Annotated in this window: 9 protein-coding genes; 1 reads left to right on the forward strand and 8 read right to left on the reverse strand. The window is 54.4% G+C overall.

The window, feature by feature from the left end; all coding sequences use genetic code 11:
• The first annotated feature begins 88 nt into the window (after positions 1-88).
• Positions 89-906, forward strand: a protein-coding gene (locus AC3FOF_RS33795) for an IS5 family transposase (RefSeq protein ID WP_488728592.1) whose coding sequence is annotated in 2 segments (ribosomal slippage) — positions 89-437 and positions 437-906 — 819 coding nt in all. Because the reading frame shifts where the segments join, the coding sequence is not laid out codon by codon here.
• 111 nt (positions 907-1,017) lie between these two features.
• Here the strand turns inward: AC3FOF_RS33795 and AC3FOF_RS33800 are convergent.
• The 8 genes from AC3FOF_RS33800 to dnaN form a co-directional block, all read right to left on the reverse strand.
• A complete protein-coding gene (locus AC3FOF_RS33800) occupies positions 1,018-2,889 on the reverse strand; it encodes a DUF2075 domain-containing protein (protein ID WP_488729073.1) in 1,872 nt (623 codons plus the stop codon).
• A 132-nt stretch (positions 2,890-3,021) separates the two neighbouring features.
• On the reverse strand, positions 3,022-3,717 hold the full coding sequence (locus tag AC3FOF_RS33805) for a hypothetical protein (RefSeq protein WP_488729074.1): 696 nt from the start codon (positions 3,715-3,717) through the stop codon (positions 3,022-3,024).
• Positions 3,718-3,725: 8 nt separating this feature from the next.
• Entirely contained in the window at positions 3,726-4,742 is a 1,017-nt protein-coding gene (locus AC3FOF_RS33810) for a hypothetical protein (protein ID WP_488729075.1), read from the reverse strand.
• Positions 4,743-5,377: 635 nt separating this feature from the next.
• On the reverse strand, positions 5,378-6,397 hold the full coding sequence (locus tag AC3FOF_RS33815) for a DNA methyltransferase (protein WP_488729076.1): 1,020 nt from the start codon (positions 6,395-6,397) through the stop codon (positions 5,378-5,380).
• Positions 6,398-6,487: 90 nt separating this feature from the next.
• Positions 6,488-7,906, reverse strand: coding sequence for a hypothetical protein (locus tag AC3FOF_RS33820; protein WP_488729077.1), 1,419 nt, complete (start codon positions 7,904-7,906; stop codon positions 6,488-6,490).
• Positions 7,893-10,151: a helicase HerA domain-containing protein gene (locus tag AC3FOF_RS33825; protein ID WP_488729078.1), complete on the reverse strand. Its 2,259-nt coding sequence runs from the start codon at positions 10,149-10,151 to the stop codon at positions 7,893-7,895. Before AC3FOF_RS33825 ends, AC3FOF_RS33820 begins: the two co-directional genes overlap by 14 nt.
• A 1,046-nt stretch (positions 10,152-11,197) precedes the next feature.
• Complete coding sequence (gene gyrB / locus AC3FOF_RS33830) at positions 11,198-13,729, reverse strand: DNA topoisomerase (ATP-hydrolyzing) subunit B (protein WP_488729079.1); 2,532 nt, start codon at positions 13,727-13,729, stop codon at positions 11,198-11,200.
• A 224-nt stretch (positions 13,730-13,953) separates the two neighbouring features.
• Positions 13,954-15,081 carry a DNA polymerase III subunit beta gene (gene dnaN, locus AC3FOF_RS33835; protein WP_017223912.1) on the reverse strand — a complete coding sequence of 376 codons (1,128 nt, stop codon included), beginning with the start codon at positions 15,079-15,081 and terminating at the stop codon, positions 13,954-13,956.
• Positions 15,082-15,459 lie beyond the last annotated feature (378 nt).

The following is a 15,459-nucleotide window of genomic DNA, read 5'->3' on the forward strand; positions in this document are numbered from 1 at the left end:
AGAACCTGTTTCAAAAAGACCAGCTGGGTACTGTTAACCGCAAGGCGAAGCTGTTAACCTCGTCCGTTGTGACAACAGGATAGAGAGGATGGGCAAGCCGATCATCGACGACGAATTGTGGGCATTGATCGAACCGCTTCTGCCGCCAGCCAAGCCGCGGCGATTCCGGTATCCGGGTCGTATGCCGGTGTCGGACCGGGCCGCATTGACCGGCATCCTGTTTGTGCTGAGAAGCGGCATTCGCTGGAACGAACTACCCATCGAAATGGGCTGCGGCTCCGGGGTCAGTTGCTGGCGGCGGCTGCGCGACTGGCAAAGCGCGGGGGTATGGGATCGCCTGCACGAGATCTTGCTGGCAAAGTTGCGTGCAGCGGACCGCATCGATTTCTCGCGCGTCATCATCGACTCCTCTTCAGTTCGGGCGGTTGGGGCGGGCCAAAAACAGGACCGAACCCCACCGACCGCGCGCGACCCGGTTCCAAGCACCACGTCGCTACCGACGCCAACGGCACGCCGATTGCGGTCATCCTGACCGGCGCGAACCGTAACGATATCACCCAGCTTTTGCCTCTGATCGAAGCGATTCCTGCGATCCGGGGATGTCGAGGCCGTCCCTTGCGCAAGCCAGGTCGGATCTACGCAGACCGCGCATACGACCACGACAAGTATCGTCGACCGCTTCATGCTGCCGGCATCCCGACTTCGATCGCCCGGCGTGGTCAGCCCCACGGTAGTGGACTCGGCAAGATCCGCTGGGTCGTCGAGCGTACTCATGCCTGGTTGCACGCATTCCGTCGTCTGCGCACCCGCTTCGAGCGTCGCGCAGACATTCACGAAGCTCTTCTCAAGCTGGCCTGTTGCCTTATTTGCTGGCGCACCCTTCAGCGTGAAGAGAGTTCATTTTGAAATGAGTTCTTAGTGCCCCCGATACATTGATATCTGTGGCTGCCCCAAGTCCCCGCGGACGCGGAGCGCACGAGCAAGCCACTAGGACGCATTGGATGATGCCCGGCGAGCCTATTCCAGTCGGCTTTGGAAGAAACGCCGTGTTCCTTCATCCATGAAGTGCACATAGCATCCCTTAATACCACGAGTGAGCAATACTCGATATGTGTTCTTCACTAGCTCCACGAACTGATCTTTCGAGCGCTTGACAGTCGAGTCCGCTGATTTTCTTACGTCCCCGATCCACTCTCCGGCATCCGCGTCATAGCGTAGGTCCGGACCGAAAATCACTCCAACGTAGTCAAACTCGAAACCCTGGGCTGTATAGATGCAACCCACTTGCTCAATGCCGCCTGGGTCAGATGCCCAAAAATTTGACTTCGGGATCCCAGCTGCTAACCTGCCCGCATCGGGCTTTGCATTCCAGGGCATTTCCCACGCACCGATTTGCACGTCATTGATCAAGGTCCCCTCGGCGCGAGGATCGCTCCAGGGCCAACAGAAGCCCGCCACTAAACGCGCTGTATTTCCGGATGCGTTTTTGGCTCTTATAGTCTGCTCAAGTTCCTCAATGGAACGGCAAATCCCGAACTCATACGTTTCGGTCACTGGCCAAAGGACATTGGCCGTTCGTCTCACATCAAGCGTATTGTCAACCCAATTAATGAAGCCATCTGACCCCCCGCATCGAAATTGGGTTTCAAGCGTGAATTCGATAAGCTCGGCATTTAGCTTCGCTGCTGTTTCGCGTACGAGTTCAGCGCTGCCAACTTCACCTGGGCGGACAACCTGGAGATCATCAATAAAGAAGACTGACACCTTGGACGCTTCGATCAGCTCCTCGATCTGAGTCTTTCCTGACCTATGCTCCGCTTTCGTGAATCGAGTTGCACTGACGGCCCTGATCCGATGTGCCTCGTCCACTATTAGCGCGTCGAAGAATCCCGATTGGATATCGCCTTTCATATTGAAATGCGTGTATCCGAATTGGGCCGCAGCACGTGTCCCCACAACCTTCTTGATATTCTCAGTAAACGCCTTTGATCCGGTCGCGTGAAGCACACTGAATCCGTCCGCGGACAGCTCCCCAAGCAAGTGAAGAGCGATCACGGACTTGCCAGTACCGGGACCGCCCTGAACCAGCACCATTGTTCGCCTTGGCGAATGCCGAGCCTTTGTTCGAACTCGAGATAGTACCTTGTTGAAGACAACTTTCTGGTCATCCAGCAACACATAGCTCGTCTGCCGCCTGACAACACTCGCAGTATGCTCGAGAAGCTTTTTGCTCTGAGCATATTTGCTGGAGAGCACTTTCTCCATAACCGGCAAGCCCTTTGCCCTGGCGAGTCGCGCTTGTAGATATCCCCTGAACGCGTCAACCTGATCACCCCCGAAGACCGGATAGGCCTCCAGTAGCGCCGCATGGCGAGTTTGGTAGATTTCATTCGCGGGATCGTGCTGTAAGTTGTGCAAGAAGACGCATGCGGAAAGCCCGACTTCACCGGCACTAAATGCCGAGTGTACATCCTTCAAATACTGCTCGTACTGACCAACCTGGCTGGAAGGGTGAAGGACGTCCCGCTGGCATCCAGCAAGCCATGTGGAGACGCAATCCTCTGTATCACTCGGACCGACCTCAGTCCATTGCTTCAGTTCCACCACTACAGCGTGAGGATTACCGCCCTCATCGTGGCCGGTAATCATGAAGTCCAATCTCTTGGCGCTCAACGGGAGCTGGTATTCGAGCACGACGCCATGATCTGTTAGACGCGCATGCTGAAGAGCAACTGCCATCTGCAGTAGCGAGTTCTGCCACGACATCACCTCTTGTTTTGAGGGGTGATAGCGAAATGCCTGAAAGAACTTGGCCTGAAGCTCGCCGGTAATGGCATTCCTTGTTGTCTGATCAATAAATTTTTGCGAGCTCCCCGCATATAGCTGCATGACTGCGTATCCCGATTTCTTCTGTCAATCCGTTCTCTCTCGAGTAGCGTTGCCCCTAAAAAAGAGCAACCTAAAACTCCCCTCGCATGCCCCCTGGAGGTAATATTCCATCCCGCAGGGCAGGTATTTCACTCAATCAGGGTGAGCATTCACCTCGGATAGAGCAGCCTTGAGCTGCACTGCAACTAGCTTCTTTATATCGGAAACGCGTTTTTGATATGCCTCCATTCGGTTTTGATTCAGCGAAAGCATCGATGGACGGCTCGGCAGACCAGACAATAATGGACCAAAATTTTTCCAAACCAGAACACGATCTTTCGCGTGATTAAGCTGATCATTCAAAAACAAAACTCGCGCATCCAGATAATCCAGGAAATTGTTAATTTTTTTATAAGAATATTCCTCGGAACTATTGATGAAGAGCTTCACCCGGTCGAAAAGATCTTTTGTCGTACCAACGACGCCGGTACGAGCCTCAGAACGAACAAGCTGCTTTCGTGTCGCCTTTGACAAGAACAAACTCTCCAGGACGCAGGCATCTGCAAGCATTTTTGACGAAGCGAAAACTGCTGATAGGGACTCTTCGAAATCCTGATACTCACCAATCACATCTGCCAGGGACCCATAGACAGTCGCATATACTATAAGTGAACCGTCCTTCGTCTTGACCTCTGGTCTAATATCTGAACAAAGCAATAACTTCCCTCGAGCCTCTTGATAATGCTTAACCTCCACCTCATAGGCGGCCTTCTCAGAAGCACTCAAGCTTATTTTTTCAATCCTCGCGTAGCCCTGCGAAAGGATTGTTTCCCGGACGTAATCTGCCATATCTACGATCAGATAATTCTAGATTTTGAATAATTTTCTTTAAATGCCTCAATTCTCTCGCGGCGAGCATCACTTCCTGGACGCTCCCCAAGAATCTGTATGAGACCCCTCGACAAATTCATCAAAATTAATGTCTCGTACGAATAACTCAACATCTCCTCATGCCGAGTCGAGAAAAATAGCGCAGAATTTCTGACGTTGAAGTTTAGTGCATAGGCCATCGCGTAAGACCTAAAGCATTTTTCTATATCATCCTCTACTAAACCCAGAAGGTAAACCGAGGAGAGATATGAATCCAACGACGGAATTGACGTTATGTGATAATCAAATTCAGATAAATCATCAACCGAGCAGCATTCGCTTATTTTCTGATAAATCAAGTCGGAATCAGCCCCCAAAAGGAACTGATTCTTCTCACGCAGATGCGCTCCGAGTGCTCTTGTTAGCGTACGCAATGCCGCCTCCGCTGCACTCGCAATTCCGCCAAGAAATGCACTCGCTTTCCTGATGGGAAGTTGCATCCAAAATGCTGAATTCTGATTTAGAATCTTCAGGACTGGCGATTCGAAGCTATCCAATCGCTCGTATTCTGCTATTTTATTTACAAGAAAAGTCTCAAGCTTGCGAGTTGCCGTTAAAAGATAGGGTTCAGTGTATAAACCACTAACATCGAAGATCCGCTTATTATCCGGGTGCTCCTCCCGAATCAAGATTGTCGGTCTCGCCGATACGGACAATCGAACCCCTAATTCGAACATCACATTGGGGTTAGCATGACTCCCCGAGAGGTCGCATATCACGACATCGGCCCTTGCCAAATCTTCAATTATGCGATCCAAGATAAGAAACGAATTACCCGAACGAACAACTTCATATTCGTCGTGCAAAATCTTACTTTCCTCAATCGGCTGCCTAATATAGTCGTTAAAGAAAGTGGTCAGATCTGCCTGCGTTCTACCATTGGCCTCCACGAAAGGCATTATGACAAAGATCTTCTTCTTTGCGCCCGCCACGTTAGTGCTCACCCGGTCCCCCAATAGTACGATGCGTGTAGGATCACCCACGTCACACAATCATAACGTTGTGCGCATTCGTGAGCCACCCCCACAGAGGGGTGTAAAGCGTGGGAATTTTTTTGTAGCGATGCTAGCCCCAAACCGCCGGCGGATAGAATCCCGCATAGAGTCGCGGTTCTCCGAACGTCGTAGAATAGCCGTTCCCCTGGCTCCCCAAGCCGCTACGGCACGACCAAATCTACTGCTGGTGCGGGTTTCAAATTGATGTATAGATTGCAGAAAGTTGCAATTCGAATCCTTTCAACGTACCCGAGCAGACGACGCTCTATTCCTGCTAGCGCCCGGCATTCCTCTCCACGATTATCACCTTAATCGGCTGCGCGAAACGCACCAGGACCAGTGGTTCCGTTGGTCAGCTTGTAGCACTCTTCCGCTGACGGAGTGCTCGGCACCAGAGGCGGAGACGGACCGCTGCTTGCCGATCTCCTCGTCGAACGGCTCATAGACATTCGCCATACCATCATCGGTATCAGGGGTACCGAGCGGTCCGCGCCTGCGTCTCTAGGAGCTAGCGTTGGCCCAATAGCGAAGGCTTCTTGGCTCTAAAAATCGATACTGCAATGGGACATAAAATGGAATGAATTTTAGGCCTCCATTAACAAATCGACCTCTCCAGGTTTTTCGCTGGTATCACCAAATAGGTGAGTTTGCGTCTTCCTTTCAAATGGACGATCAAGTTGTTGCAGCCTTTTGTGAGGGAATGTTGCCTCTAGAACTTCGGCTATTGTGCTAAGCGTAAAATCACGCGCATCCACCCTGACCAAAATACGCGCATCCGTCGCAAGCAAGGGCGCAGCGCGAGAAAAAACCGTTTCAATTAATCTTTTATAATTATCTCTACTTTGGAATTTATTTTGCCATTCGCCACTCGAATACGTTGGATGATCGGGCCCGCCCAGCATCCAACGGCGAATCCACTGGTCGTAGTTGTAATTCACAATACCAAAATATGGTGGTGACGTCAGGAGTAAGTTGAATGGACCGACCGCCCTTGCTTTGCTCAGGTCACGCGTACTATCACCAAAAATGGCCTTGATATTCTTACCATGCTTAAAAATCCCGTGTCGATATCTCCAATTTAGCTTGCCACGTATGAGGTCACATCCGTCCTGAGGCATCGGTGTCATACGTCGCTCCTTCCACCAACGGACCGCATAGTCCGGCGCCATAGACTTAGTCTGGCGCATTTGGTTACTAAGCGAATCGTTGACCTTACCGTGGAGATCCACAAGAATAAAGGCCATCAGGGTGCGGTCGACTTTGCTGTCTTTCCATCGAAGATGTGTACGTGCTGCGATCAAGAATTGGAGCACACTCTTGCAAAACGCCCACGAAAAGAATTCTGGCAACTCAGGCACATTCGTCTCTCTCGCTACCATCTCCAGTTCGCCCAGGCGGCGGAGTACATGACCTTGTGATGCCGGATCCGTTTTCGTACGCGCATATAACCATGCGATAGGATTGATTTCGATCCCCGCGGCGTCGCGCCCTAGCACAGAGGCTGCCGCTAAAGTTGTACCGCGGCCCATGAACGGGTCTAGGACGGCGTCGCCGGGTGCCGAATGCTGTTCAATAGCAGATAGCGCGAATTCCGCCGGGAACATGGCGTACCATGGTCCCATCCGCATCCATCTTTTGGCTGCTGCTGGAATTGTCGTTAGGAGATTTGGCGCTGTGTTGGGTCCACTCATTGGCTACTTTACCCCTTTGCCAATGTGCTCTCGAGCTAACTTATCAAGGACTTTTTCACCCATTTGCAAAGGAATTGCCGCCTCGGCATGCGCTGCGATCAAAGGAATGATGGCATTCGGATACCGCATCGACACCAGCAGATCAAGCAAATCAAGTGTGTCCCCAAGGCGCGGAAATTCGCTCACGGTCGCCAGTGAGCGATTGTCATGCTCTGGTGTCAGAATTGCACTAATGCCTACAATCATCGCGCCGGTTTTTGTTTTGTATAGAAAGGGCCTACCATAATAAGTATCCTTCCCGTGTGGCTTGTCACTCTCAGTTGGAACAACGTATCGCTTTATGTATGAATTATCGGGGAGTAGCGCAGATTGACTTTCCAATCGCCCCCCCGTAATTGCTTGAAAAGCGGCGTCTTCGCCTTCCTCGCTCTCTATTCTCTCCCGATCGTGGTCTGCTCGGCTCTTGACATCAAGGCGACACCAATGATCGAAAAATCTGCCGCTCTTCTCAATCCCAAAAACGAGCATATCATCACCCGTCTTTGTCCGAACCACATTGTTAATTCGTGCCAGTTCCTTTTTTATGGCCTGGCTTAGCCATGCCGGATGGCCGAAGATTGCTAAACTACCATCCATTACGACGGCCGTATCAGTAAACATTGCCCATTCGCCGCTTTCGGTACAAATGCGCTCCATGTGCCTCAGATAGGCCACGAGAAGCAAGTGCTCCAATACGCGCATTACTTCCCCGAAGCTTTCTCCATTTGTATTGCTGTCGGTGAAACGCTCATGTATGCGCAAAATATCCGTTGTGTACACCGGGTATTTACCGCATGCGCATTTTTTACTTTCGTAATCAGGTGCAGGTAAATTATCATCACCGCAACCGTCATTCAATGGGCATTTTTGATCGCTTTTTGTTGCTTTATGCGAAAGGAGTATGTGATACGTTTCCAGCAATGTCTCAGCTTTTGCCGCGGGACGCGTATTTACGAGTAGCTCGTACCATGATGCCCTAAACGAACTGCGTGCATCAGGGAAGCCGTGGCGCACCATGTTCGCACTGGGCAACACGATCGGTAGAGTGTAAGCCGATTGCACTTGGTTAAAGGCTACAGGGTCTATCGTAGGCTTCTCTGACTCAGCAATTAATGTATCTACATTGATCAACACCGTGGCAATGCTAATAAAGCTAAATTCTGCACCCGGAAAGCCCTTCTCGTAGGGAATCTCCTTATGGCTTCCATCTATGGCGACCACATATTTCGGTCGCCAATCTCTGCGCGCAATTTTTTCGCCACAAGCGCGGCTTTCTTCAGGGAACTCTGGTTCTTTGCATGTTTTAAGAAGTTCCTTAACGCTTGGATTTTCCACAAAGCGCCCGAGAATTTTGTGCTGGGCGAACTCGTTAGCGTACGGCATCAGGATTTTCCTGTTGAGTATCTGGGCCAAGCATTTCCGCTGAAGGAAGCTGCAACTCAAAGCGCTCAATCTGTACGGGGTTGATATATGGATTGCTTAGCATCTTAACGCGAAGGAATCCACGGTTTTGAGCCCGCAAAATCGAATCTTCGAAATTTGCAAAATCGTAAAATTTCCGAAGCTCACGCGTCTCGTCAGTGTTGTTCAAATGTGAAATGAACCAATTCGCGGTATTTTTTAGAATATTTTTTTGTATGCTCGAGACTTCCTGAGTAGCGTATACGAGACCAATTCGGTATTTACTCCCTTCCTTTGCCGTCCGTACCCATACATCCTTTAGGTCATCTGCCTTGCTAGGGGGCAATAGATTGTGGGCCTCCTCCACATAAATCAAGATATCCCTCGGGGTTTCACCCGCGATGAATGTTCGCTGATTTCCTTTGAAGATGGACCACATAATGCGACGTGCGGCCGCTTCATTCAACGCGGGGTCACCACCCGCCTGGTCAATAATGACCAGCTTTCCGCGAAGCAGATCATCATAGATTTGCTGAGCGAAATCGCGCGAATTGTGAGCGCCATGATACGACTGAAGCCGCGCCACGGACCGTGCACCGTTTGGATATCGAAACATTTCCAATAGTCGGGCAACGTTTTGATCAGCCCATGCTTCGCCGGAGCTGCTCCTTTGAATATAGGCGGTGTTGAACTCTGCGTAGCCGCTATCCTTGCTTGAAACGAAAGTCGCGAGCGCCTCCAGTGCGTTAGCTAGCTTTTCCCAAGTAAGACTAGAAGCATTTGCAAGATCTAACGCATCGGCTGCCACGGTATATCGCGCGCGCTCGTCCTGCTCTTCACAATTTCGCATCGCGTCCAGCAGCTCGCTGCCGAAAAGCCCGCTTTTCCCCAGGCCACGAATGTCCGGCTTTGCTAATTTGCTTGGCACATCGAGACCCGCTTTAGCAAGCAACGCGCGATAGATGAGTACGGCGCGGCGATATCGCACCTGTTTTGAAGAATCCTTAATATTATCCGGAACCGATATATCAACTTCGCAGAAATTTCGAATGTACTTTGCGGTGTCATCGGCGAGGAGGTCGTCAAGAATATTTTTTCCAACGACGAGCATATCTAGGTCCTCCGACGTCTGGACGCTTTCGCTCCAGTTCGAGGGAGGATTTCCAAATGCATTGATCTGTAGCAGGCACCGGTCAGGGTCAGTTTTCGGCCTGCTCAGGCCATATGTTACTACGTCATTTTCGGAACCTGCCCGTTCCTTCCAGACGTTTTTTAAAGCATTGGCGGCAATATCCTCACTTCCCTGCGTATTTTCATTGGCATATTCACCGTTGTAATCGAATATGATTTGCCCAACGCGTGTTGGTTTTTCCTCTGCTCGACGGAGATCGTAGATCGCTCTTGCGATGATCTTGGTAGTATTCGATTTTCCAGTTCTACTCATGCCAAAAAGAGCTGTGCGCTGAGCGATCATATCGGCTGGGGCGATCTGCACAGCGACTTCATCAATTCCCTGCATTGGGCGGCTTGTGCTAGCGTACCGCACGTGCCCGATCGGCACGGAATAGTCTCTCAGCGGATGGCTCGGCGTAAGCGACGGGTCGCGGTAGTTTACAATCGCAAGAAGCGCGTCGCCGATAGGCTTGTAAACCTTCAGGCCACGGTTCGGATAGAAATTGTTAATGTCCGTACCAAACCGTAGCTCAAGATCCCCATTAGGTTCATCGCTGAGTCGCCCCAGATAGAAAGTTCCAACTACCTCGCACATTAGGCCTGCAAACGACAGCTGATATCTTGTGTAGCCATCCATGAACTCCGTCGCGTCCCAGTGCGCGGTCTCGGTGCCAGTCGCGCGCCGCGCAGCTTCTGCTCGAACAACGGTATCCATCATATCGCTAGGCGTCGGCGCTGCACCCAAGACGCGTAACAGCAGCACATTTGAGTCATCCATTAGCCAGCTGATCGGCTCCTTCCAATGCTGGATACGTGATGCAACCAGGTAGCTCAAATGAGGAATGCCACCAACGAGTTTCCTGTGATGGTCGTGGACTTGCACAGTGACATTTCGGAAGTCCATGCGGACTGTCTCACCAAGGTACTGCTCCTTCTGGACCAACCTTCCAAGAATCTCCTCAGCGCGAGTTTCGTCTCTTCGGCGCGCGGTATCTAGCGCATTCAATTTCTCTTTTTCCCCTCGCTCTTCAACCACTTGAAATGGATTCGACATAGTATTCATTTTTCGTAGATGCCGGCGAAAAGGTGCAAGAATCGTTCCGGCGCAGTTTAGATGTCCATTATTTAGCTCGGTGAAGCAACCCCAGCCCCTGTACCTCGGGTATCTTACCGTGGTATGCATAGCACCGCACACTCTTCCTCGAGCCAAGCCCGGCAACTGTATCTTTGAGACACCGGATTTTTATCGACGCCTACGGGGCTCTTGCCGCATGTGCGATGGGGGAAGTGCTGCCGATGCGGGTCCGAGGGATCTTATGCTTCCTGGGATTAATTTGACAGCCGTCACGCGAAGGGCGTCAACGATTCAACGTAGTGGGGCATAGCGAGCTTGTGCCGCGTCTTACTACAGAGCTATTAGTACAGGCACCGGCTTTTTAATCCCGGCCTACCGCTAGAAAGCAATGGACTCCGTTCTGACGCCGCCGTGGTCACGCCTGTGGTCTTTGAACGCTCGCTAGGCGCGCAATGGGTTTGGCCCTTCAGTGCCAACCGCGCACCTAATATGGCCTCTGCTGACTTCTGCACCGCCATCCCGACGCCTCTTGACGTCAGTAGCCCCATGGCAGCGGCGCAGATCTCCCCGGGTATGACGCACTCGCCTTCACGCTTATGCCTGTCGGATATACGCTGCATCGTTCCGTGCAAGTACTGGGCTTTGACAATTTCGGCTACCTCACCCCGATACGACGCCTCATCAGCTTCCTGTTCGTCAGGCCAGCGCTTTGCATCGGACTTCCTTCAGACTCCCAGTCGCCCGGGAAACCCTTGTCTCTAGCTAACACTTCCCCTTGCCGGGTGTGTAAGGGACTTGCACCCTCAAGTGAGTGCGCCCTGCCGGGCGCACCAAAAAAAAGCACTTGCAACTAAACGCAAGTGCTTGATTCAGAGCTAAAAATCTATTTAGTTGGCGGGAAGTAGCATTAAGACTAATCTACGACGAATTAGGAGACCGACGTCGCAAGTGGAAAGGTGAAAACAACCTCACACACAGCCTGAACCTAGCCAGGCTACATTCAATCTCGCACAAAACATCTTTCTTCAAACATCAATATTCCTCGCCACCAACGCATTAGATTCAATAAAATTCCGCCGCGGCTCAACCTCATCCCCCATCAGCGTAGTAAAGATCTGATCCGCCGCAATAGCATCCTCAATCTGCACCTTAAGCAAGCGGCGCTGAGTAACATCAAGCGTGGTCTCAAAAAGCTGCTCAGGATTCATCTCCCCCAGCCCCTTATACCGCTGACGAGAAACCCCACGCTCAGCCTCAGACAACAGCCACTGCATAGCAGCATGGAAGTCATTCACCGTCTGATCCCGCATCTTCTCGCCCTCGCCACGGCGCACCTTGGTGCCTTCCGCAATCAACCCCTGGAAGGTCTTGGCAGCCAGCGACAGTGCAGCGTAATCAGCCCCGTGGACGAAGTCAGCGTCCAGATGCGACAACCGCACATTGCCATGATGCCGGCGAGCAATCATCAAACGGTGCTTATCCGTCTTCTCATCAAACTGCGCATAGACATCCGCCGTGCCGTCGTCGTTGACGGCGGCGCCCAGCAGGGTCTTGGCGTGCATTTCCGACAGCTTGGCCTTCAGCGCGTTGGCTGAGGCTTCGGCGGCGGCGGCGCTGTCCAGGTCCAGCTCCACGCCGTCGGCGATGGCGCGCAGGGCGTCGGCGTCAACAATGCGGGAGAGGCGGCCGATCACGGCTTCGGCCAGTTGGTACTGGCGGGCCAGTTCGGTCAGTGCGTCGCCGGAGACTTCCGTGCTGTCCGGGTAGACCAGCGCGGCCTTTTCCATGGCCAGGCGCAGCAGGTAGGCGTTGAGCTCGTTGTCATCCTTGATATAGCGCTCTTCCTTGCCGTGCTTGATCTTGTACAGCGGCGGCTGGGCGATATACACGTAGCCGCGCTCGATGATGTCGGGCATCTGGCGGTAGAAGAAGGTGAGCAGCAGCGTGCGGATGTGGGAGCCGTCCACGTCCGCGTCGGTCATGATGATGATGCGGTGGTAGCGCAGCTTCTCGAGGTTGTAGTCGTCCTTGCCGATGCCGGTGCCTAGCGCGGTGATCAGCGTGAGCACTTCCTGGCTGGAGAGCATCTTGTCAAAGCGGGCGCGCTCCACGTTCAGGATCTTGCCCTTGAGCGGCAGGATGGCCTGGAACTTTCGGTCGCGGCCTTGCTTGGCGGAGCCGCCTGCGGAGTCACCCTCCACCAGGAAGAGTTCGGACTGGGCCGGATCTTTCTCCTGGCAGTCTGCCAGCTTGCCGGGCAGGCCCATGCCGTCGAGCACGCCTTTGCGGCGGGTCATTTCGCGGGCCTTGCGGGCGGCTTCGCGGGCGCGGGCGGCGTCTACGATCTTGCCGCAGATGATCTTGGCGTCGACCGGGGTTTCCAGCAGGAAATCGCCCAGGGCCTTGGCGACGAGTTCTTCCACGGGCAGGCGCACTTCCGACGAGACCAGCTTGTCCTTGGTCTGCGAGCTGAACTTGGGCTCGGGGACCTTGACGGAGAGCACGCAGGCCAGGCCTTCGCGCATGTCGTCGCCGGTGGTTTCCACCTTGGCCTTTTTGGCGATCTCGTTTTCTTCGATGTACTTGTTCATCACGCGCGTCATGGCGGCGCGCAACCCGGTGAGGTGGGTGCCGCCGTCACGCTGCGGGATGTTGTTGGTGAAGCAGAGTACCTGCTCGTTGTAGCCGTCGTTCCACTGCATGGAGACTTCCACGGCGATACCGTCTTTTTCGGTGTTGGCGTAGAAGATGTTGGGGTGCAGGGTGCTCTTGCCGCGGTTGATGTATTCGACAAAGCCCTTCACGCCGCCGGAGAAGGCGAAGTCTTCTTCCTTGCCGGTGCGCTGGTCGGTCAGGCGGATGTGCACGCCGTTGTTCAGGAACGAGAGCTCGCGGATGCGCTTGGAGAGGATCTCGTAGTGGAACTCGACGTTGGTGAAGATTTCTTCGTCGGCCAGGAAGTGGACTTCGGTGCCGCGCTTGTCGGTGGGGCCGATGACCTTCATCGGCGAGACTTCCACGGGCACGCCGTCGGGGCCGGGTACGGTTTCCACCAGGCGGTTCTGTACCGCGCCTTGGGCGAATTCGAGCAGGTGGGCCTGGCCGTCGCGGCGCACGGTGAGGCGCAGCCACTTGGAGAGGGCGTTCACGCAGGAGACACCCACGCCGTGCAGGCCGCCGGATACCTTGTAGCTGTTCTGGTTGAACTTGCCGCCGGCGTGCAGCTCGGTCATGGCGATTTCGGCCGCGCTGCGCTTGGGTTCGTGCTTGTCGTCGAACTTGACCAGCGGGGGGATGCCGCGGCCGTTGTCGGTGATGGAGATCGAGTTGTCGCTGTGGATGGTGACGGTGATTTCCGTGCACCAGCCGGCCAGGGCTTCGTCGATGGAGTTGTCCAGCACTTCAAATACGAGGTGGTGCAGGCCGGTGCCGTCGGACGTGTCGCCGATGTACATGCCCGGCCGCTTGCGCACCGCCTCCAGGCCTTCCAGGATCTGGATCGAGCCTGCGCCGTAGCTGTTTTCCTGTTGCGGTTGCGGTTGTTGCTGTTCGGTCATGTTCTCTTACTCACGGCGGATGCGGCGATCGCGTCGCGCCCGATGGGGCGCGTGACGGATGGGGCCGCATGGCGGGTTACATAAAAACGGCAAAAGGGGCGGATCGCCTGATCCTGCCCCTGCGTGCTGCGGTGCATCTTTCGCCTGCCGGGCGAGAGCCGTAGCCTGCCGTTCGATGTTCCGGTGTTGCGTATGTTGTTTTCCTTCTACCTTCTACCGGACCATCAGATACGCATCGGCATGACGACGTACTTGAAGTTGTCGTCTTCCGGCACGGTGATCAGCGCGCTCGAATTGGAGTCGCCGAGGCTGACCTGGACCTGTTCGCTCTTGAGGTTGGCAAGCACGTCGAGCAGGTAGGTCACGTTAAAACCGATATCGAGGGCGTCGCCCGAATAATCAAGTTCGAGTTCTTCCTGCGCTTCTTCCTGGTCGGCGTTGGTGGAGCTGATCTTGAGTACGTGGGTGTCCAGGATGCAGCGCACGCCCTTGAACTTGTCGGTGGTCAGGATGGCGGTGCGTTGCAGCGCTTGCTGCAGCTGTACGCGGTCGATCGCGAAGGCGTTCTTGTAGCCCTTGGGGATCACGCGCTGGAAATCCGGGAACTTGCCTTCCACCAGCTTGGAGATCAGCTCGATGTTGGCGAAGGTGAACTTGACCTGGTTGGCGGCCAGCTGCACCTGCACGGGATCGTCGTTGTCTTCCAGCAGGCGCTGCAGTTCCAGGATGGTCTTGCGCGGGATGATGACTTCCTGGCGCGACGGCGCGCCGCCTTCGCTGCCCGTGGCCGCGGTGTCCAGCTCCACGCCGCAGTAGGCCAGGCGGTGGCCGTCGGTGGCGACCGCCATGACCTTCTTGCCGTCCACCACCAGCAGCATGCCGTTGAGGTAGTAGCGGATGTCCTGCTGGGCCATGGCGAAGTGGACCATGGCGAGCAGGTGCTTGAAGGTCTTCTGCGGCAGGCTGACCGAGGCGCCGAACTCGCTGGCCTCGGCCACCGTGGGGAATTCCTCGGCGGCCAGGGTCTGCAGCGCGAAGCGGCTCTTGCCGGACTGCACGGTCATGCGCTTGTCGTTGAGCGACAGGGCGACTTCGCCGTCGGGCATGGCGCGCAGGATGTCGAGCAGCTTGCGGGCGGCCACGGTGGTGGCGACGCTGTCGCTGCCCACACCGCATTCGGCGTGGGTGGTGATCTGGATCTCGATGTCGGTCGAGAGGAAGGATACGTTGGACCCGGACTTGCGAATCAGCAGGTTGGCCAGGATCGGGAGGGTGTGGCGGCGCTCCACGATGCCGCTCACGATTTGCAGCGGACGCAGCAGATTGTCTCGCGAGGTTTTGACCAATTGCATTGAATTTATCCTTCGTCGTTTGTAGTAAGCGACCGCGGGTGCGAACTGACCGGGACTAACTCGGGGGTGATTCCAAAAAATCTTAGGAATCAACGAGTTAATTCGCCATTGTACCAAGGATAAGCCGCTGCGGTGAAGCGGGGCGAGCGCGTTCGGAGAGGCAGAATTATGCCGCATCAAGCACAATTCCTGGCTGTTCTTGCCATGGCCGGGCCATGGCCCGACCATCGTCCGGCCATGATCCGGCCGTTCCCTCCGCCCGCTCGTCCCGACTCACCGCAAAGCCTTAGCCCAGGCCGTTTTCTGGCGATGTTCCGGCAATGCTCCGGCGATGCTACCGATTGTTTCATGCGCCGGGCCCAGCCCGGCGCGTACCCT

The organism is Cupriavidus sp. 96C5-1, assembly GCF_057798855.1.

What these genes read in the sequence shown, in the direction of transcription:
- AC3FOF_RS33820 (WP_488729077.1), bottom strand. Translation starts at nt 7,906, where the DNA reads ATGCCGTACGCTAACGAGTTCGCCCAGCACAAAATTCTCGGGCGCTTT.
- AC3FOF_RS33825 (WP_488729078.1), bottom strand. Translation starts at nt 10,151, where the DNA reads ATGTCGAATCCATTTCAAGTGGTTGAAGAGCGAGGGGAAAAAGAGAAA.
- AC3FOF_RS33815 (WP_488729076.1), bottom strand. Translation starts at nt 6,397, where the DNA reads ATGTTCCCGGCGGAATTCGCGCTATCTGCTATTGAACAGCATTCGGCA.
- AC3FOF_RS33800 (WP_488729073.1), bottom strand. Translation starts at nt 2,889, where the DNA reads ATGCAGCTATATGCGGGGAGCTCGCAAAAATTTATTGATCAGACAACA.
- dnaN (WP_017223912.1), bottom strand. Translation starts at nt 15,081, where the DNA reads ATGCAATTGGTCAAAACCTCGCGAGACAATCTGCTGCGTCCGCTGCAA.
- gyrB (WP_488729079.1), bottom strand. Translation starts at nt 13,729, where the DNA reads ATGACCGAACAGCAACAACCGCAACCGCAACAGGAAAACAGCTACGGC.
- AC3FOF_RS33805 (WP_488729074.1), bottom strand. Translation starts at nt 3,717, where the DNA reads ATGGCAGATTACGTCCGGGAAACAATCCTTTCGCAGGGCTACGCGAGG.